Below are 26639 nucleotides of genomic sequence, written 5' to 3' on the forward strand. Positions count from 1 at the left end.
TTATCCAGATCCTTCTTTTGCTGATGTCCTGTAATCATAGTCTTAAAGGTCATATTTCATCTCAACACAGGGTAAAGCCGCACCGGCCAGCGCCGAGTGATACAGGCTTTCTTTCACCACGCTAAATCCGTGACGCAAATAGAACTCCCAGGCGTTGGGGGTTGCTGCCAGCGTCAGCTGGCGAAAACCACGCTGACGTGCTTCCCGCACAATCGCCTGCATAATGGCACTGGCATAACCTTTGCCGTGGCAGGATGGCAACGTGAAAATGGCTTCAACGCTACCATTCGCCAGATCGAGAAAACCGGTGGCGGCAACGCCATGCAAAGGGTCTTCAACCACAAAGAAAGGATTGCCGCGAATGGCTTCAAAGTATCCTTCTGGCAATGCGTCGGGGGTCCAGGCGGCAATCACATCGGCGGAATACACGGCCTGGCAACCGTGACGAATCGCGAGGTTACGAATACGCCACAGCGCGGCAGCTTCATCAGGACGAGCTAAACGAGGTGTCATGGTTTCTCCTGCTGTGCTTATAATCCAGAAACGCGATCAGGAAGATAATTAAGGTGAGTTAGATGCAACTGTTCTCGGCACGGCTGTTTTTGCGCCCGGTTGAAATGCGCGATCTGCACACTCTGTTCGCCATTTATGGCGATCCCGGCACCAACATGTTTAATCCAACCGGCCCTTTTCCTGACCTCACCTTTACAGAAGAAGTGTTAACACGCTGGCTGGCGCACTGGCAATCCTATCCGTTTGGCAATTGGGCGATTTGTCTGCGCGAGCGATCTGAACAAGTGTTGGGGTTTGGTGGCTTGACGGTGCGGGAGTTTGCCGGCAAGCCGGTGAATAATCTTGGCTACCGGCTGGCAAAAGAGGCATGGGGCAACGGTTACGCCACTGAATTTGCCCGTACGGTGATTGCCTACGCTTTTGATCGCTGCCAGCTACCGGTGGTGGATGCGGCGGTGCGCGAAGATCATCTGGCTTCTCAGCAGGTGCTGGAGAAGGCGGGTTTACGCTGTTATGACCGGGTTGAGGACATTCCCGGCGCTCCCGCCAGCCTGGTGTATGAATTGCGTGCGCAAACCTGGCGCGATCAGGAGACGCCAAGGTAACGCAGGATTGCCGTCATTAACGCCGCCCCGATGATCACCACAATCAGCGGTGCTCTGCGCCAGGCAAGGAAGACGGCAAACAGCACACCTGCGATACGGGCAATGCCCGCGAAGTGGGTGCCTTCAAACAGCGCGGTGGTGACAGCCACTGACAGCAGCAACACAGTGGCGGCATCGGACAACATGGTGCGCGCGCGTTCGGACATCTGCATGCGGCTGCCGAGACGAAATCCGGCAAAACGGATCAGATAAGTTCCACTCGCCAGCAGCACAATACCCGCAATGATTAAGCCATTTTCCATTATTTACGCTCCCGCCAGCTCAGCAAACCTAATAAAGAAAACAGCACCGGCATCCCGGCAGGAACAAACGGCGTAGCTAATACCGAGAGCAATGCCCCGAGCGAAGCCGGGAAGCGCGTGCGTCGCTGGCGCAGTGCCGGGAAGATCAGCGCAATCAGAATCGCGGGAAACACGGCGTCCAGACCAATCGCCGACACATCCGGGATAAAGCGACCAATCACCGCACCGCTGATCACGCTCAGTGGCCAGATGGCAAAAATACCCAGGCCGCAGATCCAGTAGGCGGCACGGCGCTGGGCCAGCTTCGGTTGCGAAATGCCAAACACCACACTTTCATCATTCATGATATGACAGCCAAACAGTGCACGGCTGCCCTGCCCGACCAAATCTTTAACCGCGATGCCAAACGGTAAATGCCGGGCGTTGACGAGCAACCCGGCGGCCGCAGCGGTGAGCGGACTGCCGCCACCGGCGACAATACCAATAAAGAGAAATTCGGATGCCCCCGCCAGCACCAGGGTGGATAGCGCGATCGGCACCCAGAGCGGAAAACCGTCCGCAGCCGCCAGCGATCCATAAGAAAGACCGACGATTCCATCGGCCAGACAAACGAGAAAAATCGCTTTGATCACCCCTTTATCGAGAGGTACTGCTCCCAGACGCATAATAATTTGATCTCATATCGAACAGGAAAGCCGTTATAATGAACGTCTCAATGTTGTTTTTCAAGATGAACAATTTGTTCTTTATATCGAACAGGAGTAGCTGTGACCCCGCCGATTGATATTATTGCTGCCGGACTGGTGCGTGAACGCCAGCGCGCCGGCCTTTCATTGACTGAGGTCGCTCGTCGTGCCGGAGTGGCGAAATCGACCCTGTCACAGTTGGAAGCAGGCAATGGCAATCCCAGTATTGAGACGCTATGGTCATTGTGCGTGGCGCTGAATATTCCTTTTGCGCGCCTGATGGAGCCAGAAGTGAAGCGGTTACAGGTGATTCGTAAAGGTGAAGGAATGGTGATCTCTGCCGAACTGGCGGATTATCAGGCCGCACTGCTGGCGAGTTGCCCCCCAGGCGGGCGTCGCGATCTTTATCTGATCACCAGCCAACCCGGCGCAGCGAGGGCGTCAAAGCCGCATCCGCCCGGCTCGGTTGAACATGTGATCATCGCCCAGGGACGCGCCCTGGTCGGCCCGAGCGATGCACCGGTGCTGCTCGGCCCCGGCGACTACATTTGCTATCCCGCTGACGAGCCGCACCTGTTTGAAGCGCTGGAGCCAAATACCATGGCAGTGCAGCTGTCAGAGCAGAATTGAATCAGATGCATCACTAAGTGATACAAGATCAAGTTGCAGCGGAAACAGGGGTGGTCGTTTCCTGCTGAACAGCTGGCATGGCGGCAAGCATCTCTCTCAACTTCGTCAATCTGGGCTTACTGAGTTTAATATCTCTCGAGTCGAGAATGTTTTCATTGCCTCGTAATAGCGCAAGATTTTTTGCAAGCCCGGTATCACCAAACTGGTTAAGATAATCATCAACGGCAATGCCATGGCTCTTCAAACGGTTAATTAAACGCGGAGGAAATGCTCTGACCTCATCCCCGACCATTGAAATTTCCATTTTCCGCATAAAGGCAATGGTTTGTTCCGGAGTACTGTCCGTGCCTAGTTCAGCCTCCGCTTTTAATGTCCAATATAGCCAATCCAATTCGGCTTTGGTCACGGTCCTCCATTTCAACTCTTCCAGATACCGGTTGTTATCATCAACTTCCGGACTGGCAAGTACAAATTTCCTGATATCTTCAGGCAGGTCAACTTCGCTGGTTGGATTCATTGATGTTCTGAGATCATTTAACCTCTTTATCATGCCAGAGGCCTCAGTCTTTCTTTTCTGAGCAATAATCATGTCCTCTATTTCTTTGAGTTGACCTTTATTGACATTAATTTCTGCCATATTAAGCTGATTTTCATCACTTCTTTTTTTAGCACGACTAATCGCAACTATTGTGTCTCCATTCTCCCGCAGATATTTATCAACACTCACCCCACGCGCTCTTAAAAAATGAATTAAAGAAGGAGGAAGAGTAACGCTATCACCTGATGTTGTATCACTTTCCATTTTGTGGACAAATGCAGCCAGTTCTTCATGCGTACTTTCAGGAGATAACTCAACTTCAGCTTCTAACATCCAGCGTAGCGATTTCAATTGCGAATCGCTGATATCGTTATGTCTGACATATTCCAGATAGAGCTCTCCTTCCCTTGTTGCCTGACCTTTTTTGATAAAGTCAATAATATCATGTGGCAGGCGATATCCACCATCAGGTAATTCTTTAAGGGTTTTCATTCTTTCAATCATTATCTTTATTTTATACTGCCTGATTCTTTGCTCAATTTTTATTTTGAGTAATCTGGCCCCGGCCACATCAATGTCAACCTCTTCAATATTAAGTTCGCCTGCATCGCTCATTGCCGCCTCTTTTGAAGACGGTGTACCATAATTGTGGGCAAGAGCGTCAATATTTATACCATTATCTCTCAGGGATTTAATCGTCGCCGGGTTTAAACGTCCTGGAGTTCCGCCGTTAATAAGGGATTCCACATCATCTTTGAGTACCTGCACGTTTCTCTCAAGGAGTTTAAGACGGGCCATGGCGGCCAGGTCGCCGAAATGGCTTTTATCCATGGTACGATCGGATAACCATAGATGTTGTTCTGGGTATTGATGTCCTTTTTGAAGCGCTGCCTTACGAGCAGGTCTGATGTCACCATGCACCCGGATATAATCCTTAACCTTTATTCCATGTTTCTCAAGAATTTCCTGCAACTCATGGGGTATGGTCGTCCGTTCATCACCACTTAAAGAATTTCTCATTTCATCAAGCAATTTTAGTACGCCGTTAATATCTGAAGGTTCCAGCTGTTTCGCTTTAGCTATGAATCTTAATCTTTTAAGCTCGGTGTGATTCAACCGCCCCTGTTCAGGTCTTTTCGTATATTTAGTTTCAGGATTATTATCATCATCGATAGCATTCCCTGCCATGTGACCATCTATATCAAACCCCGCATCGCGAAAGTCTTTTAATAAACTGTAAGGAATCAGGATGGTTTGATCGCCTGTTACTTTACTCTCCAGCACCTCCAGTTTGTCGCTCATTCTCTCAAGGCGCTCAGACTGTAACCATTTCTTATAAGCTTTCGAGGCTTTACCCCAAAGCTCATTCACTCCGTGCTTGTCATATACTACCTGGCTATAATCCGTAACACCGTTGGTGGTGGCGTTTTTAATGGAAGCCGGGGTACCATGCTTGTTGAGTATTTTCTTATAATCTATTCCTAATTCATCCAGGTTTTTCAGGGTGTTTGCTGATAGTTTATTATATCTGAGTTCGTCAAATCCCTTGTTAAGATCATTTGCGGTCTGGCCCCATAACATTTCCGTTCTTGACCTCTCCCCGCCGGTTCGGGAAGATGAAGTCAACGCGTCCTCTGAGGGGGCTGACGTCCGTTCAGCATTTGAAAAGGACGTGTCGGGTCTCGTGGTATCTTCTATGGTCAACCCCATCCAGTCATATGCCTGATCAGCAAATTGATTGACTACCTTGCCCATATCTCCAGACCAGCTTGTTGATTTTTGATACCACTCCATGCCTTTTTTTGACAGTTCATTAAAATCTTGTGGTAAATTATCCATCGTCTTCCCAATCGTCAAATCGGAGAATCCCCCTGTAAAGACATCTCTGATGGTTTGGTTACGGATATTATTCAACCTTTTCGTTTCATGCTCCGGTGTAATAATATATTTTGCAAACCCCTTTCCAGTGGTTATTAATGCAGAAGCAAACATTCCCATCGGCGTACTTTTCGGCAGACCAGTCATCCCCACCACCATCCCCAGATTACTCGCGACATCATCAATAGCTTTATATTTGATATCGAGCATCTCGACATCAGAGTCAGCCACCACCCGCTTAAACTCTCTATCCTGAGCATTAAGATACCGGTCTGCCAGTTTTGTGTCGTAGTTACTGGAAGGATCCATTATTACTTTTGGTTTTTTCTGAGCTGAGGCTTTTTCCCTGTCACCCACAACCAAACGGCGCGAAATAAATTGCTGCGTCTCTTCATCAGGCTCAAACGAGTAGCGGGGACTATTATTCTCGACCTCACCAAGGGTACGAGTGGCCTCAACCCGTTTGAAGTTACCATCATAATCCATCATTAATATATGTGTTTTATTCTCCGAGGCGCCTGGTATGACCAGAGCAATAACGTCCGGTACCTTCTCTCCATTATATCTCAGAGTAATAACCCCACTGGTGTTACCGTTTAAATATCCTCTTATCGTCGTTTTTTCAGTTTCGGAAAGATCATTTCCCGACGAATTAAGTGCATTAGTAAAACCAAGCTTAAATACGTTACGATAAAGTGTTGCCAGTTCAGGCATGCGTTTTCGCATCTCAGTCATATGATTCGTCCATGCCTGACGCAGTCTTGTGTAGGAACGCTGAGATTTATTTATATCATCAGGGGTAAGACGTGTAATTTCAAAAGGTTTATCCTTGTTGAATTTATACGGCTTATGTCCAAAAAGATCCTTGCGGAATTCATCTGAGGTGTCAGTTGAATCACGTCTACCCGTACTACCTTCCCACAATATTTTAACATCATCAGTAACACCATTACCCGTGTAAATATCAATCACGCGCTTTCGCTCAAAAGTGTACGGATTTGTTCCTGTATTAACGGTATCCACCCAGCTATAGGGTGAGGTGATTTTTCCATTCCCGCCCGGATGTCTGTCGATGACATCCTGAATATCTTTCTCAATAAACGTTCTGATTTTGGTGCTATTGCGGACGTCAATACCGATTTGCGTATCGTTAAATTCTTCTTCGGTCATCGTGAATTCGATGTCGTCGGTACTGTCAACAGGCGAGTTCTGGCTGGAACCTACCAGGGCATCGTCCTCTGCCTCTGCAACTGCCGCAGCCGGTGCACTTCGTTTGACCCGCCTCTCTTCCTGTGTTTTCTCCCGTGCTACCCCGGATTTCCGCTGCTGTTCCTCTATCCGGTTAGCTTCTGCCGGACGACTATTACCCACCGGAATTCTCTCCGCTTCACCCGACTTTCCTTCAGCGCTGGCGGCTGACTGTGCAGCCCTGGTTTCTGCAGCCTTATGCAGCTCATTCACTCCTGCCACTCCGGTTGCGACCATACCCTGTAAACCTAACTCGATTCCAACGTCCCCAGGCAGACCACCAGAGGTATCCTTCAACACCTTGCGGAAACCATCCTGCCTGATTTTTTGCACCAGAAAACCGCTCTTCACGGTTGTTTTCACCACCGAAGGAGTGAATAAACTCACTGTCTGTTCCAGTATCCCGTACACCAGCCGGTTTTCCACCGCATCTAAATCAGCGGCCCGAACAAACTGCGTCGGCGTATACGCACTATCCAGCCTTGCCCTGTCCGTCACAAAGCGGTCAATTTCTTTCCCTATCCTGTAGCCGAAACTCAGTATCTTCGCCCCGTGGAACATCCCCCCCAGCAGGCTCTTCGCTGTCTGACCAAACAGCGTCTGTACCATCCTTTTCGCAAACTCCCCTGACACAGCCCCGGACGACTTTTTCGTCATCTTCTGCACCCAGCCCTCCAGGTGGGCCGCCGCTTTTTCCGGCGTCTCCGCTGCCAGGTTCGCTTTCATCTCCAGCAGCACGCCTTCCCGCCTGACACGATCTATAAACGCTTTACCCTTCGGGTCCTTATCCGTTTTAAAAACGTCCCCCAGTTCATCAACCACCCTGTCGAACAGCGACAGCAGATGCGCCCGCCCCTCCGCGCTTGCTGCCTCCGGGATCTGCGCTTTACTGGCGTGCAGCACCCCGGCAATATACTTCACCAGCTTCGCATCCTTCGAAAACAGGTTAATCTGCTTCTGAGTGATTTCTGCCACTTCGGTCGATAGCTTTTTCATCGCCGCGTCGGTAGTCCGCAGGCATTTCATAATGGCTCGCTGGGCCTGTTTGTAATCTTTCTTACCGCGCAGCGCTGAGGCCGGTATCTCGCTGTTTCCTCCCGGATTAACCAGCTGCTTCATCTCCCGGCTCATCTCCGCCATCGCATCCCGGCACCGCTTTGCCGAAGCGCGGCAGAGGGTACGTATTACCCCGATGCTGTTTTGGTGCTGCCGCATGAGGAAGGTTTTCTGCATATCGCCTAGCTCACGCTCCGTCATCTCCATCACCCGCCCCAGCGTTTCTATCTGCTGCTCTGCCTCCACCCATTTCTTATCCAGCTCGGCCAGCTTTGCTTCCTGGTACTGATGCAACGTTTCCTTGCGCTGGTCCGGTGTCAGTATGCTGCCGCTATCACGCAGCTGTCTTTTCACCTGCGGCTTCTTCTCTGACGCCGCCATTGACGCTTCGGCAAGATCTTCCATCGCACGGTGAACATTCAGCATCATACCCAGCGGGCTGGATACCACCCCCCTGATTTGCGAATGAAAGTCGCTGTGCTGGGCCGGGTTCAGTCCGTGCGCCATGCCCGTTTGGGTGGCACGCCAGCCTTTCACCGTCAGATGCCCCAGCGCCGACGCCATGTCTTTCGCTTTGTCCCACTGCTTGCCCGCCTTCTTCAGCATCGACTCATGTCTCAGAACATGCAGCAAAACATGCGCCGCGCCCTCCTCCACCTTCTCTTCCTGCTTCAGGGCATTACTGCTCTTCCCCATCGCCTGCTTCACGATTTTCACCATGCCGTCCGCCTTCTTCAGTGCCTCAGCGAAGGTTGTGTGGCTGTGCCTGCTCAGGTGTTTTTCCTTCCTGGTGAAAAATCCAGGCTTCAGGCGCCCCTCCAGTTTGTCCCGGGCCTTTTCCACCTCCGTTGCCACCGTATCCAGCGCCTTTTTCGCCAGCGCCCGTAACGGATCTCCCACTTTGGTCTTTTCTGCTGCGTCTGCCACTCCGCTGATGATTGCGGCATTGCACAGCGCCGCCGACATATTTCGCAGGTCTGCGGTCGCTTTTTTTAGATCTTTCAGCGTCGTGTCGTCATTTGTTGCTGCCGCCTCTGACAGTGCATTCCCCAGCTCCACGCACACCGGTATCAGCGCCCGTGCTGCATCGCGGATTTTCGCCGACATGGGGTCCGCCCCGTCCGTATCTTTAGCTAATTCAGACAGTGCCACCTCTTCCTCTTGCAGCCCCTTCAGCTCTGAGCGTACATCCTTCAGATACGCGTCACGCGTTTTCTCCAGCGCCCTGACCACTTTCTTGCAGTCGGCCTTCATATCTGTGTAAGCCTTATCCATGCCCTTATGCAGCAGCGCCTGCTCCTCCCACGTTTTCACGTTTTCCGGCAACTCCACCGCCTGCCACAGGTAAAGAAAACGGCTTCTGTCCAGTGCCTGCAGCAGCTCACGCCGTACTGCCTCCGGCCCCTCCGAAAGTTCCGCTACGCCGCCGCTCTTACGATGTTCTGCCACGCCAGCCAGCACTGTATCGGCTTTTTTCAGCGCCTCCGCGATATCGTGCAGTGACAGCTGCGCGTTCATCATCCCCACTTTCTGAGGGCCGTCCTGCGGGGGAAATGCCGCCAGTGACTTGCTCAGTTCGCGAAGATTTACACCCGCCTGTTTCAGAGACGGCTCGGCGGGGGACCACTTGTGCTCCGACATCTCTGTCTGGATCTTTTTCATCTCCTCCATATCAACTTCAAGGTAATCCCGGAGCTTGCCCAGACGGCGGTATTCATCCAGCTTCCCACGCTCTTTCAGCAGATCCGGCAGGGCGAACGCTTCCGGCTCCATCTGATCCTCTTCCGGCTCCTCCAGGCCTTCCAGGGCATCCCCGAACAGCGTTGTCTCCAACTCGTTCAGTGTGGTTTCAACTACGGGGTTGTGTTCAACAGTAGCCACCAGAACATCCATCACCTGATCGAGTTTTTCCTTCGTTACCGGTTTTCCTTCATAGAGCAGACTCTCTGCCATAGGTTTAGGGAGGGTATTCATTTTCCGCAGTACAAGCGTCACTTCAGTCTCAGCTTGCAGAAAGGTCATAAGATCCGGCTGATCGGCAATACCGTCCAGCAGACTGTCGGTACCCGGAGTATTGATTAAAGCGTCAGAATCAAAGGACCCAAGTAAGAGGGAATCATTCAATTTCCTGGCGGATTCCTCTGGCAGACTTGGAAATCTCTTACTCCCGAAGCTGCCCGTGGTGCCGGGGGACTCTGTTGCCAGGGTGTGAATGCAGTTGGTGTTGGTTTTGAGCGCGTAGTCAGCCATGGGAATCCCTGATTCAAAGAAAGTCAAAAAATAATCAGGTAAGATTACCGGTAACAGCCCGGCAAGATTATCGGTAAAAGACCTGAAGTTATAGATTTGAGGAAGTTGCCTGCTGCAGCCGTAAGCCAATCGAGACAGTTCGGCGTTCAAAGCAGTATTGAATACTGAGGATTTAAGGCGACGATAATTCATCGCCTTTTGTTCGTGGCACAGACTACTACTGGCAGAGGAGTATCATTTGCCAGCCTCTGATGCTGGATAGGCAAAATCTAGCGTGAGCTGGTATTCATCGTGTCACTCATTTGCCGTTGAGAATCCAACATTTTTCTTAGCTTAGTGACATGCGCTTTGCTTACTCCAATATCTTCCGGATGAAGTACATTTCCATCGTTTCTTAGTTCAGCAAGTTGTTTTGCAAACTCTGTGTCTCCATTATTTTTTAGATAATTGTCGATATCAATACCATGACTTCTTAAACGGTCAATTAAGCGTGGTGGTAATGCGATGCTATCATCCGGCCCCATTGTGTTTTCTAATTCCTGCATGAAGGACAGTGTTTGTTCGCGCGTACTATCCTCTGGAAGCTCAGCTTCTGACTTCAATACCCAATGCATCCATTTAAGATCATTACTATTTACAGGCTTGGTTTTAGTCATCTCCATATAAACATCATCATCATCTATAGTTGGACTTGCCAGCACAAACTCCCGAATATCTGATGGCAGCATCATGTCACCGCCATTACCAAAGAATGTTGCAAGATCATTAGTTCGCCGCATCATCTCCTGGATTTCTGTTTTTCTATTATTAATGATCATTTCTTTGAGTTTGTTAAGTTTGTTTTCATTGAGTTCAAAACCTGTTCTTCGTCCCCCAACAGCAGAGTGACCTCCGTTTTCTGAAAGAAACGCATCAATATCAATATCTTTATCACGTAATAGTTTGATTAAATAACCCGGAAGCACTAAACGTTCACCAGCAGGCAAAGTTTCTGCCATCATCCCGACAAAGCTGGCCAGATCCTCATTGCTACTGCTTTCTGACAAGGAAAATTCAGCCTTTATCGACCAGTACACCATGCGCAATTCCTCCATGGAGATCTTATTTGTTCTAAGAATACGAATAAAGTCAACGTTAGAATGAATTGATGGATTACCCTGCAAAAATTCCCTTATATGTTCCGGCAAATAGAAAGGTCTGTTCGTACCTTTCCGCAGCCTCCCAATTTCTATCAGATCACTAAGCATATCCGTTGACTTCAACCTTCTTATTTCCCTTTCCACTGCGCGGTCAATGGCTGCTTGTCCATGTGAGTCTATTTTAATTTTTGAATAATCAACCCGAAGCGTAGTCTTATCTTTTGCTGCTAACTTCGATTGCGGCGTACCATACTCCCACAGTAGTTTCTCAATAGGCATACCCTTATCGCGTAGAAAATCAATGGTCGGCTGATCTAAGTGCATGTAATTGAGGTTTTTGAGAGTGAGTTTAAGATCAACCCAATCTTTGTCTATCTTCTTATGATTTTCAAGCGTCTCAGCCATAGCAATAATTTGTTCCACATCTTCCCGTCTCACTTGATAGTCATGCAGGTAATGGTGTGCTTGTGGATATTGATGCCCTCTTTGTATTGCAGCAATTCTGGCCGGGAAACTGTCCCCCTGAATCCTGATGTAATTCGAAACATCTATTCCCGCTTGTTCTAATATTTTTATCAATTTTTCTGGAATCGCAATAGTATCTCCCTCACTCATTGCGTCCCTTATTTCTTTAAGTAAAAGAATGGCTCCCTGAACATCGGATTTATCGAGCTGCTCGGCTTTGAGCATAAATTTTAACTTTTGCAGCCGATTACGATCTAAGCGGGAATTTTCAGCTGGAATCGTATATTTTGTAGATGGATTATTATCATCATCAATCGAATTACCAGACAGGAATTCATCAATATTTGACCCCGCCTTACGCAAGCTAATTAGCATATCATAAGGCATAATCACTTCCTGATTCTTTGGAAGCTTGCTTTCCATATATTCCAGTTCCTGGATAGCTTCATTACGACGTAGCGTCTGGTCCCATTTTTTATAAGCCTTATTAGTTTTATCAAGAATTTCATTCACCCCATCGGAGTCAAATTCTACCTGGCTGTAATCTATGACACCATCGGTTGTAGCACGAGTAATAGAGGCTGGCGAGCCATACCTCTTCAGCAATGCTTTAATATCTACACCAGCCATTTCCAGAAACCTTATGGTATCAGCGGATAATTTGTTGTCTTTATTATCTTCAAACAGTCCCTTTTTTATGTCATTCAGAGCGCGTTCCCAGAGGGTTGATGATGTAAGCATCGCCCTCGTAACATCAGGGCTTGCATTCAGTGCATCCTCGGGCCTTGATGCCTGCTCGGCATGAGGTCCTGAAAAAGAAGGCCTTTGCGGAGTCGGCGTTTCCTCTATCCCTATATATTTAAAGAGTTCAGTTACTTTCGCGGTGACCTTCTCACCTGGTTTCTCCGTCGTCTTACCTGAATCATTCGAGGCTTTCGTCGCTTGAATTAATCTGGGGTTATGAACTTCAACTTTTTCTAAAATTTTCCCACCAGTATAATCCGTAATTAAACCTGACGCCGTATCTATTGAGGCCTTGATAAGGATATTTCTTCGGGCGGCCGCGTCCGGAGTAATAATATATTTTATCACGTTCTTACCAATGTTCACGATTGCGGCGGCAATCATACCCTGGGGGGTGGTTTTGGGTGCGCCAGACATACCAATAACCACATTAATATTATCCGCAATATCATCAATCTTTTTATATGTTCTTGAAAGTTCTTCATTTTGCGGATCTTCGACCATATAATAAAAAGCGTTATTTTGTGTGGTGAGATAATTATCTACCAGTTTGCGATCGAAATTATTGCCAGAAAACTCTATAGTTATGGATGGTGTTGTTTGTTTCGCCACCTCTTCTTTATCGCGCTTAGTCATTCCTCGGGTAATAAAAGCCTGGGTCTCAGTATCTGGTTTAAAGGTGTTGCCGTTATTAATAGAACCAGCCGAAGTCCGTAGCAGATTGCCATTATAATCCATGAGCAGTAACTTTTTTTCGTTCGGATTATTGCCTGGAACTTCCAAAGCGATAATATCCGTAACTGGCTGACCATTATAGTTCAGGGTGATAACGCGGCTGTTATCCCCGCCAATAAATGCCCTGACTGTATCCCGCTCAAGCGGGGACAATTGCGCACCTGACGATTCATACAAAGTATTCTGGAAACCGACTTTAAACACGTTGCGGTAAAGGGCCGCCATCTCTGGCGTTTTCGCTCTCATTGTTGCCAGATGTTGCTCCCAGCTGCTTCTCAGTTTAGCCGCTGAGTGCGTATGTAAAGCAGTGCGTTTTTCCGCATTTGTAACCCGCTCGTAAGAGTGGGGAAATCCATCGAATGATTTATACCCCTTCTGGCCAAACAATTCTTTGCGGAAGGGCCTTGTGGTTTCGGTAGAATCCGTGGTGCCGAAATTACCAAGCCACAAGACTTCAGCGTTCCAGGGCACATTCCCAGTGTAAATATCGATTATACGCGCCCGTTTGACTTCATTGGGTGGTCCGGGGATGAGGATATTAACGTAACTGTATGGAGATGAGATCTTGCCATGTCCATCCGGGTGCTTATCTATGATTGCCTGAATCTGTCGCTCGATAAATTTGATGTGGCTTGCGCTATTCCTGGTCTCAATACCGATTTGTGTGTCTTTATATTCTTTTTCGGTCATCGAGAATCCGATATCGTCATTTATGCTGCCAGGCGCCTTCTGTGAGGCTCCCACGGCGGTATCGTCCTCGGCGACCGCATGACGTTTGATGCGTGACTTTCCGGGCTGAGTGGCTTCTGCGGTTCCCTGCGTGAGTCCTGCATTGGCCGTCTTTTGTCTCGGCTCCATGCTGGTTTTGATTTTCTCCAGTTCAGCCAGCCTGAGCTTGACGTTATCTGCTGGCGTACCCTTCAGCGACTTCACGACATCACCGATGATCCGGGTTCCTCCTGCCGCTATACCCTCAGCAACCGTTGTTATTACCAGATCTTCCTTCAGCGTCTTTACCGCTTGATCTTTCACCGCCGACCAGCCATCACGCTTTATGGCCCCCACGGTGAGGGCACCATTGACGCCCATCTGGATTTCTGACGGCACGATGAGTTTGAGACAGATTTCCACCAGTGACTTGACCATCCTGTCGCGGACAGCATCCTTATGCACGGCCAGCATGTGCTCACCCACCTCCACCGCGTCGTTGAGTTTCTTGCGCGTCTCGAAGTAGGTGGCCAGTGTGCTTGCACACTTGTACAGCGCTTTGGCTATCCTGGCGATATGTATCGCTCCGCCAAACAGCTCTGGTAGTGCCTGCCGTGCCAGCATTCTCCCCGAACGGCTAACAAAAGCCGATACCGTTTTACCGGCGGCTTTACCCATCTTCTGCTGTTCCCAGTTGTGCACAAACTTCATCACCTCCTCTGCCGTCTGGGCCCTCACCGCCGTATCTTCACGGCGTTGCCCGACCTCCTGCAGCACCCGCCCGGCAAAATCATGCCCCTCCGGGTCCTGAGGCTTGGCCAGCAGGCGCCCCATTTCAAGCGCCATCCCGCGCATCACCCGCTCTGATTCTTCCTGGCCCTCAACCGTGGGGTTATCCGGCAACAGCATCGCACCACACATATCCACGACTTCAGCACTGAACCTGACAATGCGGGAGTCATTGGAAAACAGGTCAAAACATTTACCGGTAATCAGCGCCACCTCCAGCTCAAACTCGCCCATCGCTGTGCGTATCCCGGCCAGCCCGTCGGTGATGCTGCGCTTTGCCTCCTCATAGGTCTCTTTGTCTCGCAACGCCGCAGATAGCTGCTGGCTCGCACCCTTGCCTGCCGGACTGACCAGCCGGTCCATCGCCCTGCGTATCTTCCCGGCCTCCTGCTGGCAGCGGTCCATTGACCGCTCGCACCGCGCGCGCAGCCTGCTAATCTCATTATGCTTCTCCGGTGCAGCAAAGGCCGACAGCATCCCGTCCAGATCCCTGTTCAGCCGGCCATGCACCAGCGCCAGCGTCTCTATCTCGCGTTCTGCTGTCTTCTGAGCCACCTCCAGCGCGTCCATCTTCGCCTGACGATGCTGCGCTACCCTCTCCGCAGGCTTATCCTCCCTGATTTTCCTGTTTCTGTCGGCGTGCAGACGCGTCACATCCGGCTTTTTCTCCGAGGCTTCCAGTGCGGCAAACGACAATTTCTCGGTGGCGCGGCAAACCCTCAGCATCATTCCCAGCGGGCCGCGTGCGGCTGCCCGCATCAGCACGTTGAACTCGCTGCGTTTTGCTGCGTGTGTGTAATGTGCGTAGGCATTCTGCACGCTGCGCACGCCTTTTCCTGTCAGGTGTCCCAGCGCCGACAGCACATCCGCCGTCTTGTCATCTTGTTTACCCAGCCAGCGCGCGATCCTGCTGTGGTCCAGCGCCCGCAGCAGGAATTCCAGCACATCATCTGGCAGCGGGTCTTTCATTTCATGACGGACCGTATCCATGTTACCCGCCAGCAGACCCACCGGTGTTTTCAGCTGTATCAGCGCGTCATGCATGGCTGTTTTCTCCAGCCCGGTGAACTGAACTTTTGCCAGAGGTTTCTGGTGTTTTTCCAGCTTTTTCAGCGCCTTTTTCACATCATGCATGACAGAATTCAGCGCCTTCTCCGCCAGCGCACGCGCCTCCTTCCCACCCGCTTTCCCTTCATGCACCAGTGGCCCAATGGTCACTGCATTCTGCAAGGCTGCTGAGAGGATGCACAGATCACCCGCTGACTTGCGCAGTGCCATGATGACCGCTTCCTTACTGTCGCCCGCTACAGACATCGCCTGCGCCGTCAGGTGACACATCGTCTCCAGTGCTTCTGCCGCCCTGTGGACAAAAGGGATGCTACTCCCACGGCATTCCTTCATCACTGCTTCAGCTTCTTCATGCAGCCATACCTGCTCCGCCCGCATTTCCCTCAGATAGAGCGGACGTGCATTGCTTATCGCCTGCTCCGTTATACGGCACCCGGATTCCAGCGCTGAGAAAGTGTCATCCAGCCGCTTATGCAGGGGTTCCTGTTCTGACCATGACTCTTTGTTTTTGGGTTTCTCCACGGCCTCCCAGAGTGATGCAAAACGGGTCTCTTCCCGCGCGCGCTGCAGATCTCGCAGAATGGCTTCCGGCCCGACAGGCAGTGCCAGTGCGTTTCCAGTCATCCTGAATTCCGCCACCCCGGCTAGCAGGGTATCCGCCTTTTCCAGCGCCTCAGCCAGTTTGCACAATGAATGCACCGCATTCTTCATTCCTACATTCTGATCAGGACTCTTTGGGGGTCGTGACGACAGTTCCTGGCACAGCAGCTGCAGCGATGCGCCGGCATGGAGCGTATCCGGCATCCAGACTCGCTCCGCCAGGTCCACCGTTTTCTCCTGCAGACGCGGCATATCCACTGTCAGGTATTTGCGGTTTTTCCCCAGACGGCGGAACTCCTTCAGCTTCTCCAGACCCTCTTTCCAGTTTTCCATCTCCGGAACCGCCGTCTCAGTTTCCTCCTCCCTTGGCAGACAGTTTTTCTCCAGCTTCAGCAGCGCGTCAGCCAGTGTCTTCATCTCCTTCTCCGTTAATCTTTCCTTTTGCCCGCAGAACAGTGATGCCAGTGGAGTTGCAGTACCGTTTTCCTGATGGGCAGGCTGCCTGTAGCTAAGCCCAGCTTCGGCCTGCAGCCAGTGCGCCACTTCATGCGTGCACAACGCTGCAAATGTTCCACTGATAAAGCTGTTATCAGACCAGTCGAGTTTATTATCACTGGCAAAACGTATGCTGCTGTTCAGCATGTTCAGGGCGGACTTATCGCATGGCGGATAGTACTGCTCGCTGGCCGGTGTGGATGAGCTGGCCGTGACGATCGTCGTTGCTATTGAAAGATTGCTGGTGTTGTTAACGCTGCTAACCATGGAAATCCCTGATGTTAATAAAGTCAAAAAATCAATCAGGAGAGATTACCGGTAACAACCCGGCGGGATTATCGGGGAAAAACCTGAACTATCGAATTTCGCTCAACTGACAGGCAAACCTGTTTTTTATCTGATTGGCAATAAACAGAAGAAACCAGCCAAATTCGAAAGCCCGAAAAATAAATATCGCTAGATTAGGGTTGAAGAGAGCCAGAAAAGGTTTTCCAGCAACATTCAACCACAGGCGAAATATCAGGAAACGCCTGCCACTATCTATGGAGAGAAGATTTATCGATGAAAATGTTTTTAACTCTGCCACTGGTGGCATTCACTGTCGCCAGCCATGCGTCAGAGCAAACCCAAAGCTGTGAACAAAGAGAAGCAGCGCTACAGCGCCAGATGGGTTATGCGCAGGAATATAACAACAGGCATGAAATTGCCGGGCTGGAACGCGCCATCACCGAAGTGAAAAGACATTGCCGTAATTCGGCTTCGCGTAATGGTAACGCTGAAGAAATTCGCCGCCGGGAACGTGAAGTAAAAGAACTGCGTCAGAAATTGGCCGATGCCGAGGATGCACTCGACGACGCCCGAAATAACTAACCTCAGGAGAATTAAACGGCGGAGTGATACTCCGCCGTTTAACAATTATTTGGCTGTGTACGGTTCACCACCGACATGGACTTTATAAATGCGGAAATTGGGTACCGGCGGGTTATTAAAATTCATCTCCCCTCCAACCCAGCTGTTCAGATGGTTACTGACAAAGTAGAGATCGCCATGCGGTCCCCAGCCGATAGTATCCGGCCAGGCGATGGCGTCGCTGGTCACCCAGGGAGTGACTTTGCCGCTTTTCGCATCACGTTTCATCAAACCATTGAGCATGAGGGCCGTGAGGTAAAGATTACCCTGGCGATCCGCCGTGATACCGTCGGTATTTGACGGTAACACCGTATCCACTTTTATCGCCTGCTCGATCTTCTCTTCGCTGTTATTAAAATTGCGCAGGACGGCGGTGGGCACTTTCAGCAGACGATTGCCGGTCAGATTAGTCCAGTAAAGGGTTTTCTTATCCCCAGACAGCGCAATACCATCGGCACCGGTCAGCATCGGATTGGCTTTACCGTCTTTATCCTTCAGCACTTTCTCACCGTGGATACTGAAGGTGAAACCGGGCTGATCATTGACCCATTCGGGTGCGGATAACACCCGCTTCGCCTCGCCGGTTTTCATGTTGTACACCAGCAAACCGCCTTTCAGCGGATGGCACATAATGCCGGAATCGGTGATATAAACCACTCCGGCATCGTTATCCACCGCCACGTCATTGAGGAATGAACAGGTAAAATCGACCTGATCGTTAGTGAAGGTGTAGCGCGCCACTTCTTTGTTTTTATTCAAATCCCAGGCGACCAGCTTTTCATCGCCGGGTTTATTCGGCGCACCGGCAATGTGGCCCTGGTCGAGAATCCACATCACGTTATTACGATCGATCTCAAATCCCAGCACCGCCTTTAAACCCTGCGGATTACGAACATCATTCATCGCTTCGCTGGGGAACGGCTTCAGCATCCATTGCCCATCCTTTTTCACCAGCTTCGACAACGTCGCCGGGACTTCCGGGCCGCCCCAGCGCGCCGTGCTGACATACAGGTTGCCGTGTGCATCGACTTTGACGCCATGCAGCATCGCTTTGGTGTCGTTTTTTTGCCATGCCGCAGCGGCAGCAGGGTCGCTCAGGTCATAAGGCAGGCGATTCCACTCAGCGACCACATCCAGTTTGGGTTGTGTCGCCGCCATGGCAGGTAATCCAACCCCGCCCGCCGTCAGCAACAGCAGCAGTGCAGAACGCTTTTTTAGCGGATATGAGGAAGATGCATAGAACATAATTTTACCCCTGAAGGATGGTTTTATTGTGGTTATTTGTCTATTTCTGACATGTCAGAATCTAGCATCCTCTTTTATCGGGTAAAGAGACGATTTAATGATTTTGCCTGTTACTTCACAAAATCCACGGCTGTCATCAGCTGCGGTTATGGCGGCTATCAGCGGGGATGATATGTGATCGTCACCTCTGTCCTGGCTGCTTTTAGCGCTTTTCGTGCTTTGCTTCACGCCACAAGCTCAGCATCAAATTATAACTATCTCTATGAATTTAAATTATTTATACAACTAACATGTTAGTTTTAATTTTGATTATTTTACCCCTGACTGCAAGAACTGTGCTCAAAACCCCCTTACCCGTGACGACCATCACAATCAATCGCTATTTGCTGCACTTTTTGTGATCAATTCAGCAAAGAACTAACATACGCCTAACTTTATTCCTGCCTACTGATAGATTTGTGACATGTCAGATTAAACACCCAGTGACATTCAGCGCGAAGTTAACGTAAACAGCTGGCGAGGCATTACCTCAACCTCGCCTGGCATAACCCCCACCAGGGATCGAGCGTTTTCTTTTCGCGGCTTCTCACGCTGTCATTCAATCGTATAAGAATCAGGAAAGCAGCCATGAGTACTTTGACAGAGAGTAAAACGCGCAATGCCGTGAACGACATTGAGCACATCACTATCCGCAGAATTATCACCATGCTGGTGCCACTGATGGTGGCGATGTACGTGGTGGCCTATATCGATCGCCAAAATATCAGTTTCGCCAAGTTACAGATGGTCAGCAGCCTCGGCTGGAGTGAGTCAGCTTTTGGCCTCGGAGCCTCGCTGTTCTTTATTGGTTATCTGGTTTTTAGCGTACCAGGCAACCTGATCCTGTCGAAGGTCGGTGCCAAACGTTGGTTTGCCCTCAGCCTCGCGGCCTGGGGCATCATCACTATTGCCCTCGCCTTCACACAAAGCCTGACCATGTTCTACAGCCTGCGTTTTGTTCTCGGGCTGGCGGAAGCCAGTTTCTATCCCGGCCTGATTTATTACTCAACACAGTGGTTCCCGATTAAATACCGTCCGCGTATCGTCGGTTTCCTCGTTACCGCCAGCATGTTCGCCAATATGATTGGTGCCCCACTCAACGGTGCGCTACTCAGCATGCACGGCATTATGGGTTACGAAGGCTGGCAATGGCTGTTCCTGATCACCGGCCTGCTGGCGATTGTGCTCATCGTTCCGGTGCTGTTCTGGTTCCCGGTGAGTCCGGCACACGCCACGTTCCTGTCAGCCGAACAAAAACAATGGTTATCACAACGGCTGGAGGACGAACGCCGTCAGGAAACGGATAAGTCTGTCGATACGTTGTTCAAGTCGCTGACCGATAAACGCGTGCTGGCACTGGCGCTGGTGTATGGCTTTATCTGCTTCGGCGCTTATGGCATCAGCTACTGGATGCCTACCATCGTGAAATCCTTCGGGGTTTCCGATATGACCAACGGATTCGTCAATATGATCCCCTGGGCGATGGTGATGATTATGCTGCGCTGGCTGACGCAAAAGCCGGAACGTACCAATAACCCGTTTATCAATGTCGCGCTGCCGATGTTTACCTCTGCCGCCTGCCTTATTGGTTCGGTGTGGTTTGCCAGCCAGCCGGTCATCAGTTTTGCCTTTATCTGCGGCGTGGTGTTATCGGTGTTTGCCATCCAGCCCTGCTTCTGGAATCTGACCAAATTCCTCTCCGGTGCTTCAGCGGCGGCAGGTATCGCCATCATTAATTCGCTGGCAAACCTCGGTGGTTTCTTCGCGCAAAACACTATCCCGCTGGTACGCGATCAAATGCAAAGCGCCACCGCGCCGATGGTCTATCTCAGCATCGTCATGCTGGTGGGGGGGATCTGCACCATGATGATCATCAAATGGCTGCAACGTCAGCGTGAACCGAGTGCTGCTCCAATGTCAGGGTATTAATCTAACATTTCAGAATTAATCAATAAAACATAGAAAATATCACTAATATCAGAATTTAACATTGCTGATATGGGTATAAATCGTCAAAATCAATCAAAACTAACATGTCAGTTTAAGAAGGTTTTCATGAAAAAGATTGTGGTTCTTGAGCCGGGTTACGTGCATTACCGTGAAGAAGAAGCCATTCTCGCCGCCTTTCATCCGCAGTTTGTGGTGATCCCTGCCAACACCGCGCGGGATGCACTGCTGGAACAGTTGCGGGATGCCGATGCCGTGATGCTGCGTGAAGCACGCCTCGACAGCGGCATGATCGCCGTTCTCGATAAATGCCAGGCAGTGGTGCGCTACGGCGTCGGGGTGGATAACGTCGATCTGGTCGCGGCGAAAGAAAAAGGGATTTATGTCGCCAACGTGCCGGATTACGGATCAGAAGACGTCGCCGAACACGCGCTGGCCTTGCTGCTGGCCGCCACACGGCGTATTACCTCGCGCAATCAGCAGGTCCATCGGGGCCAGTGGAACATCGGCCAGGCTGAACCCATGTTCCGCATGAGCGGCAAAGTGCTGGGCGTGGTGGGCTTTGGCCGTATCGCCCGCTGCCTTGCGGCTAAAGCTCGCGGCATCGGTTTCCGTTCGCTGCTGGTGTGCGATCCGCTGCTGGATACGCAGGCCGCTGAAGATGCCGGGGTGGTCAGCGTCTCGCTGGAAACATTGTGCCGTGAAGCCGATTTCATCTCCCTGCATGTCCCATTGTCAGAGCAAACCCGCTATCTGATCGGCGCGCAACAACTGGCGATGATGAAACCCACCAGCGTGCTGGTAAACACCTCACGCGGCGGCCTGATCGATGAAACCGCCCTGTTCCAGGCGCTGCAAAATCGTCAGCTGTTTGCTGCCGGGCTTGATGTGTTTGAGCAGGAACCGATCCGTGCCGACCATCCGCTTCTGACCTTACCTGAGGTGATTTGTACCGACCATACCGCCTGGTTCACTGAGGAATCAGTGATTGAACTGCAACGCAAAGCCGCGCAGGAAGTGCTGCGTGTCTTTGAAGGCAACACCCCCCTGAATTGGGTGAATCGATAAGCACCCACCCTGCCAAGAGGAAGAGAAGATGTATAGCCAAGAGATTATTGAAGGTTACCGTGCGATTTTTTCCACCGCTTCGATTGCGGATGCCTGCGACCAGATTGTGGGTAAAACCATGTTCCTGCCGTTTGAGGTGAAGAACCGTATCAACGACAAAAAAATTGTCGGCCCGGCGGTGACCATCCTCGAAGACGTCACCGATGAAAAATTACCGCCTCAGCACGCGCTGGATGCGATTGATGAGTCAGAAGCCGGTTCCGTGATTGTGATTGGCGGCAGCCCGGCACTGGAGAACGTCGCCGTCTGGGGTGGCCTGATGACCGCGGGCGCAGTGGCGAATAAACATGAAGGCGCAGTGCTGATGGGGGGCGTGCGCGACTTAACCGAGATCCGCCGTGATTACGATTTCCCGGTGTTTGCCAAAACCGTGACCCCTGGCACCACCCTGGGTCGCTTCAAAACTCTGGACGCCAACGTCACCTTAACCCTGGGCGAGGTGACGATTCACCCTGGTGATTTGATTGTCGGTGATATCGATGGCGTGGTGTGTGTGCCGCAAGCCTAGGTTGCAGCAGTGCTGGAACTGTCCAAATCCATCGACCAGCGCGAGCTGGAACAGGCCAAACTGATTATCCAGTCAGGATCGCTGCGTGAAGGACTGGCCAAATACGGCCGCATTTAACCGTGTAAGCGGCTGCGGCACCCCGCCGTGGCCGCCTGACAGGACCTTTAAAATGAAAGATCTGGATATTCTCTCCTTCGGTGAGCCGCTCTACGAATTCAGCCAGTTACCCGGGGCACAACAGCCGGTCAGTTATCTGAGCGGATATGGCGGTGACACCTCAAACTTTGCCGTCAGCGCCGCGCGTCAGGGAGCTAAAGTGGCAATGTTTACGCAGCTTGGCAACGATGTCTTTGGTGATAAGTTTGTCGCATTGTGGCAGCAGGAAAACGTGCGCTGCGACTGGGTACGACGCCATGCCGAGGCCCCTACCGGTATCTACTTTATTAGTCACGATGAACGTGGTCACCATTTTACCTTCTATCGTAAAGGCTCCGCCGCTGCACACCTGCGCCCCCAGGATCTGCCGGAAACGGCCATCGCAGCAGCGCGTCTGCTGCATACTTCTGCGATTACCCTGGCAATCAGCGACAGCGCCTGTGACAGCGTTTTTGCCGCACTGGAACTGGCGCGCAAACATCACACCCTCACCTCATTTGATACCAATCTACGCCTGAAGTTATGGCCGCTGGCACGAGCGCGTGCGGTGATCCACGAAGTCGCACGCCAGGTGGATATTTGCCTGCCAAGCTTCGATGAGGCACGTTTGCTGACCGGATTACAGGATGCCGATGCCATCGCCGATTTCTATCTGCATCTCGGCGTCAAACAGGTGGTACTGAAAATGGGTAGCGAAGGTGCGATGTACGCCAGCACCACTGAGCGGGTAGTCGTGGCAGGCCATAACGTAGCCACCGTCGATGCTACCGGTGCCGGGGACTGCTTCTCCGGGGCTTTTCTTACTCGCTTACTGGCAGGAGATGCCCCACAACAAGCCTTACAGTACGCCAACGCCGCTGCCGCACTGACCACCACTGGCTATGGTGCTGTAGCACCCATCCCAGGCCGCGCTCAGGTGGATACGTTTCTCCACGCGACACGTTAACTGACCAGCCTGCGCCTGAGCGCCGCAGGCTGGCATTTTCGCTACAAACTCACCTCAGCTGGCATCACGACTTTCTTCGCCTTCGGTTTCAGCCCAAATAACATTGAGGTAAAGCGTGATCGTTTTATCAGCCAATAACACAGGGTACTCACCGCAATCCCGATGGCGCAGTTAATCAGCACATAGATGATCGACAGGTTGGCCGGCAGCCAGACATCCATCAGCCACGAGAAGGTAATCACCACCGGATAATGCAACAGATAGATGACCAGAGCGGAATCCACTACCCCTGTCAGTAAACGGTTTTCTTTCAGCGGCAAACGCTCGAAGGTAAACACCAGCCAGTAAGAAAGCACAACCGACAACACACTGCCCATCAGCACCGGAAGATACTTCACAGCGCTGGCAATATGCTGATGCGCAACCACATAGAATCCCAGCCAGGTAGCCAGCGCGATAGCCGCGATCAACCACTTATTGAGCAGCCAGCAATCCGCATATGCCACAATTTTCTCTCTGTTGACATACAGCGCATAGCCAGCGGCATAATAAACCAGAAAACGCGCGGTAACCGGGATCAATTCAATAAACTCGCCCTGCCCTTTAACCAGAAACTTGAGAAAAAAACAGGCATTGGCCAACAGGATCAGGGTCGCCAGCAGCATTGGCAGCGATAATTTGCCCAATTGCCGCGAGGCGAGTTGATAAAAGCGACCCGGAATCACCATTGACATAACCGACAGTGAAACCAGAAACCACAGGTGATGCATCCATAGATAACTGTGTAACCAGCCCGTCAGGGATAAGGGCGTGCCTTTCATTTGTCCGGCAATCACATACATTAGTGGGGGAATTAGCAACCAGGCCGTGATCAGTGGCGTAAGTACCCTTTTGCGGCGATTCTCAAGGAAAATCTTTTGCCCTTTGCGTAATACAATTAATGCTGCAAACATGCCCGAAAGAAAGAAAAACACTTCCATTCTGAATGTATGAAACATGCTGAGAAAAGCAGTAAATAACTCGGATGGATCGCGCTGCGCGACATAATACCAGCCATTTTCACCAGGCAGACTTCTGGAAGCATGTAAAAGCACACCTTCCAGAATTAATCCTGCGCGCAACAGGTCGAGGCCGATATTTCGGCCAGAGAGAAATGATTGTGTATTCACGTTCACACCTTCAGCAATGAATTATTTAAAGGGGAAATGACCTCACTCAAAATAATGCTAACATTTCACTCTCTCATTGACAGTTCGTTTACACAGTTTAAGAAAATCGCTATTGCATATAATTAAAATCATGTAATATCGTTAATGTCGGGAAAAATAAACACACCAGATAAAATGAGACACCCTGATATTTTCTGGCACTTATTGGGATGAAAACTCACTCATTAAGCGAATGATTTATCGGGTATGATGCTATTTTTTCCATCCTTTAACGATCACTTCATTTATAGATATTTCGCAATGAAAATATAAAGGTAATGTAATGATTATTTAATCAAAATAAAAATAAAACCACCTTACAATGCAACAGAAAAAAATAATCAACATATTGATTTAAAACAAAATAAACACTTTACATTAATTACGCCCTGGTTCATTTTATTTTTGTTTTCTTTAGGATTGCTCTGATGGCACTTTAGCTGCTGTCATATGGCATATATACTCACAATCTTAGATTCTTTCATCTTCCGTGACTAAAGGCGCATCCGTCATGAAGCCATACTCGTTTCACATCGGAATGTTTTTCTCGTTAAGTACAGCACTTACCCCAGCGATTTCTGCCACTGGCACTGCCAATAATAATTTCATTATTGAAGCTTACGGCGGTTCCAGCACCCAGGGGGCGATGGCAGTCCGGGAAAATGGCAAAGTCCATCCTGTTTTCATAAAAAATAATGAAATAGGTCTGATCAACCAATTCCTCAAAGAAAAATACGGTGATGGTATTTCTGTGGTCAATAAAGGTGCTTCGTCATCGCAAGCGATGGACCTGTTAAATGGAAAGTATTTCTATAAAAACAATAAAAGCTGGCGTGAGGAGATGGAAAAATCGCCTGCCCGGATCATTTTGCTAAATTTTGCGACTAACGATGCACGTCATTTTCATTTTCGGGATATTGAGCCGGATTATCGTGTCAGCCCGGATAAATACACTACGGTAATGACGCAATTAGTGAATATTGCCCGCGCAGCAGGAAAAGAAGTGATTCTTCAGGAGCCTCATCCTATTTGTGGCGGCGGAGAGAAATGGCATATCGCGCCTTATGTCAGCAAACTTGATGCAGTGGCACACGCGGAATCGGTGCCACTGGTCAGGCAGTATCAACGTATTTTGCAGATGAAAGACTGGCAATCGCTGCTATCGCCAGACTGTATTCACCCCTCAGAGGAACTGTATCGCATCAAAGCGCAGGAAACGTTCTCGGTGCTGGTGGCAAATTATGGTCCTGAGTTAGCGGCCGCCGGACGACGGCATAATGCGGATGGCGGACAGATGGTTAAGCGTTAATCGGGTGTACGGAGCGGGATTTCCCTCATGTCCGAATGGCTGCATTTCTGGTATACATACTGCTCCGATTAGTGGTGGAGCAGACAGTAAAACTATGGCGCAGGATCTTCTGAAAGATGTGGTGTACAAACGAATCAAGGACATGATCGTTAATGGCTCGCTGCCAATGGGCGGTAAGCTTTCAGAATCGGCCCTCGCCACCCGCTTAGCGGCAAGCAAAGCCCCGGTCCGTGATGCCTTACGACGTTTGCAGAACGAAGGTCTGGTGCAGATTAAACCGAAGAGCGGCACCTTTGTGTTTAGCCTCAACGATCTGGAATTTAAGGATCTGCTGGAGTTTCGCTTTTATGTCGAATCGAAGGCGATGGAGCTGGCGCTGAAAAAAAATCCGAAGCAGCTGGTGCAGGAGATTTCGGCGATTCTCGATAGCATGGAATTCTGCATTAACAACGGTTCCACTGTGGAATATATCCGGCTGGATAACCTGTTCCATCAGGCGCTATTTACCTGGTGCCAGAACCCTTATCTGGAGCAGGCCTACACGCTGATTTCATCGCGCATGGCGACCATCCGTAACTATCTCGGCAGCAATGACGAGCATATGCATCGCTCCTGGAATCAGCACGTCACCATTGTGACCGCCCTGCGCAACAATGATTACGACAGTGCGCTGGTGGCTTTACAGGGTCATATCCTGCCGGAATTTGGTGCCTACTGGGGTTTGCTTTAAACCCGTCATCGCCGGGTCGTTTCCCGGCGCCTCCCCCTTCCCTTGAGTCCCCCCGAACAATCTCC

General features: G+C 50.5%; 15 protein-coding genes and 1 pseudogene. 9 read left to right on the forward strand and 7 right to left on the reverse strand.

The features are described from left to right. Positions 1–42 precede the first annotated feature (42 nt). The gene (locus AC6I8X_RS22710) at positions 43–513 is read right to left on the reverse strand and encodes a GNAT family N-acetyltransferase (RefSeq protein ID WP_313686178.1); all 471 of its coding nucleotides are present in this window, start codon (positions 511–513) and stop codon (positions 43–45) included. A gap of 62 nt (positions 514–575) precedes the next feature. On the opposite strand from AC6I8X_RS22710, the gene AC6I8X_RS22715 reads away from it, so the two are divergent. Continuing rightward, positions 576–1118, forward strand: coding sequence for a GNAT family N-acetyltransferase (locus AC6I8X_RS22715; protein ID WP_497841192.1), 543 nt, complete (start codon positions 576–578; stop codon positions 1116–1118). On the opposite strand, the gene AC6I8X_RS22720 is transcribed toward AC6I8X_RS22715, so the two are convergent. Together AC6I8X_RS22720 and AC6I8X_RS22725 are read right to left on the reverse strand one after the other, a co-directional pair. Beyond that, positions 1100–1420: an AzlD domain-containing protein gene (locus AC6I8X_RS22720; protein ID WP_497841193.1), complete on the reverse strand. Its 321-nt coding sequence runs from the start codon at positions 1418–1420 to the stop codon at positions 1100–1102. The two genes, AC6I8X_RS22715 and AC6I8X_RS22720, sit on opposite strands and share 19 nt — an antisense overlap. Then, positions 1420–2085 carry an AzlC family ABC transporter permease gene (locus AC6I8X_RS22725; protein WP_497841194.1) on the reverse strand — a complete coding sequence of 222 codons (666 nt, stop codon included), beginning with the start codon at positions 2083–2085 and terminating at the stop codon, positions 1420–1422. The genes AC6I8X_RS22720 and AC6I8X_RS22725 overlap by 1 nt, the downstream gene beginning before the upstream one ends. Positions 2086–2187: 102 nt before the next feature. Here AC6I8X_RS22725 and AC6I8X_RS22730 point away from each other — a divergent pair, with 102 nt between their 5' ends. Continuing rightward, the gene (locus tag AC6I8X_RS22730; protein WP_084880352.1) at positions 2188–2736 is read left to right on the forward strand and encodes a helix-turn-helix domain-containing protein; all 549 of its coding nucleotides are present in this window, start codon (positions 2188–2190) and stop codon (positions 2734–2736) included. 28 nt (positions 2737–2764) lie between these two features. Here the strand turns inward: AC6I8X_RS22730 and AC6I8X_RS22735 are convergent, their stop codons facing one another. Further along, a complete protein-coding gene (locus tag AC6I8X_RS22735) occupies positions 2765–9898 on the reverse strand; it encodes a hypothetical protein (protein WP_497841195.1) in 7134 nt (2377 codons plus the stop codon). Positions 9899–9975: 77 nt separating this feature from the next. Then, positions 9976–16743, reverse strand: coding sequence for a hypothetical protein (locus AC6I8X_RS22740; protein WP_497841196.1), 6768 nt, complete (start codon positions 16741–16743; stop codon positions 9976–9978). Positions 16744–17010: 267 nt separating this feature from the next. Between AC6I8X_RS22740 and AC6I8X_RS22745 the strand changes: the two genes are divergently transcribed. Beyond that, positions 17011–17319 carry a DUF1090 family protein gene (locus AC6I8X_RS22745; protein WP_332670657.1) on the forward strand — a complete coding sequence of 103 codons (309 nt, stop codon included), beginning with the start codon at positions 17011–17013 and terminating at the stop codon, positions 17317–17319. Positions 17320–17364: 45 nt separating this feature from the next. Here AC6I8X_RS22745 and AC6I8X_RS22750 read toward each other — a convergent pair whose 3' ends face one another. Further along, the gene (locus AC6I8X_RS22750) at positions 17365–18603 is read right to left on the reverse strand and encodes an L-dopachrome tautomerase-related protein (RefSeq protein WP_497841197.1); all 1239 of its coding nucleotides are present in this window, start codon (positions 18601–18603) and stop codon (positions 17365–17367) included. Positions 18604–19230: 627 nt separating this feature from the next. On the opposite strand from AC6I8X_RS22750, the gene AC6I8X_RS22755 reads away from it, so the two are divergent. The 4 genes and pseudogenes from AC6I8X_RS22755 to AC6I8X_RS22770 all read left to right on the forward strand — a co-directional run bounded on the left by AC6I8X_RS22755 (position 19231) and on the right by AC6I8X_RS22770 (position 23327). Further along, positions 19231–20571 (forward strand): MFS transporter, encoded by a 1341-nt coding sequence (locus AC6I8X_RS22755; RefSeq protein ID WP_313683198.1) that lies wholly within the window; start codon positions 19231–19233, stop codon positions 20569–20571. A gap of 126 nt (positions 20572–20697) precedes the next feature. Then, positions 20698–21657 (forward strand): C-terminal binding protein, encoded by a 960-nt coding sequence (locus AC6I8X_RS22760; protein WP_313683197.1) that lies wholly within the window; start codon positions 20698–20700, stop codon positions 21655–21657. Between the two features lie 28 nt (positions 21658–21685). Next, positions 21686–22342 (forward strand): annotated as a pseudogene (locus AC6I8X_RS22765) (RraA family protein). 52 nt (positions 22343–22394) lie between these two features. Next, a complete protein-coding gene (locus tag AC6I8X_RS22770; RefSeq protein ID WP_313683195.1) occupies positions 22395–23327 on the forward strand; it encodes a sugar kinase in 933 nt (310 codons plus the stop codon). Positions 23328–23368: 41 nt separating this feature from the next. Here the strand turns inward: AC6I8X_RS22770 and AC6I8X_RS22775 are convergent, their stop codons facing one another. Further along, entirely contained in the window at positions 23369–24496 is a 1128-nt protein-coding gene (locus tag AC6I8X_RS22775; protein ID WP_313683194.1) for an acyltransferase family protein, read from the reverse strand. 529 nt (positions 24497–25025) lie between these two features. Here AC6I8X_RS22775 and AC6I8X_RS22780 point away from each other — a divergent pair. Beyond that, positions 25026–25844 carry an SGNH/GDSL hydrolase family protein gene (locus AC6I8X_RS22780; RefSeq protein ID WP_497841198.1) on the forward strand — a complete coding sequence of 273 codons (819 nt, stop codon included), beginning with the start codon at positions 25026–25028 and terminating at the stop codon, positions 25842–25844. 94 nt (positions 25845–25938) lie between these two features. Then, positions 25939–26574, forward strand: coding sequence for a GntR family transcriptional regulator (locus tag AC6I8X_RS22785; protein ID WP_497841199.1), 636 nt, complete (start codon positions 25939–25941; stop codon positions 26572–26574). Positions 26575–26639: the final 65 nt, after the last annotated feature.

The sequence above is a fragment of the Pantoea sp. X-Soil-TKNS-1280 genome, assembly GCF_059730475.1.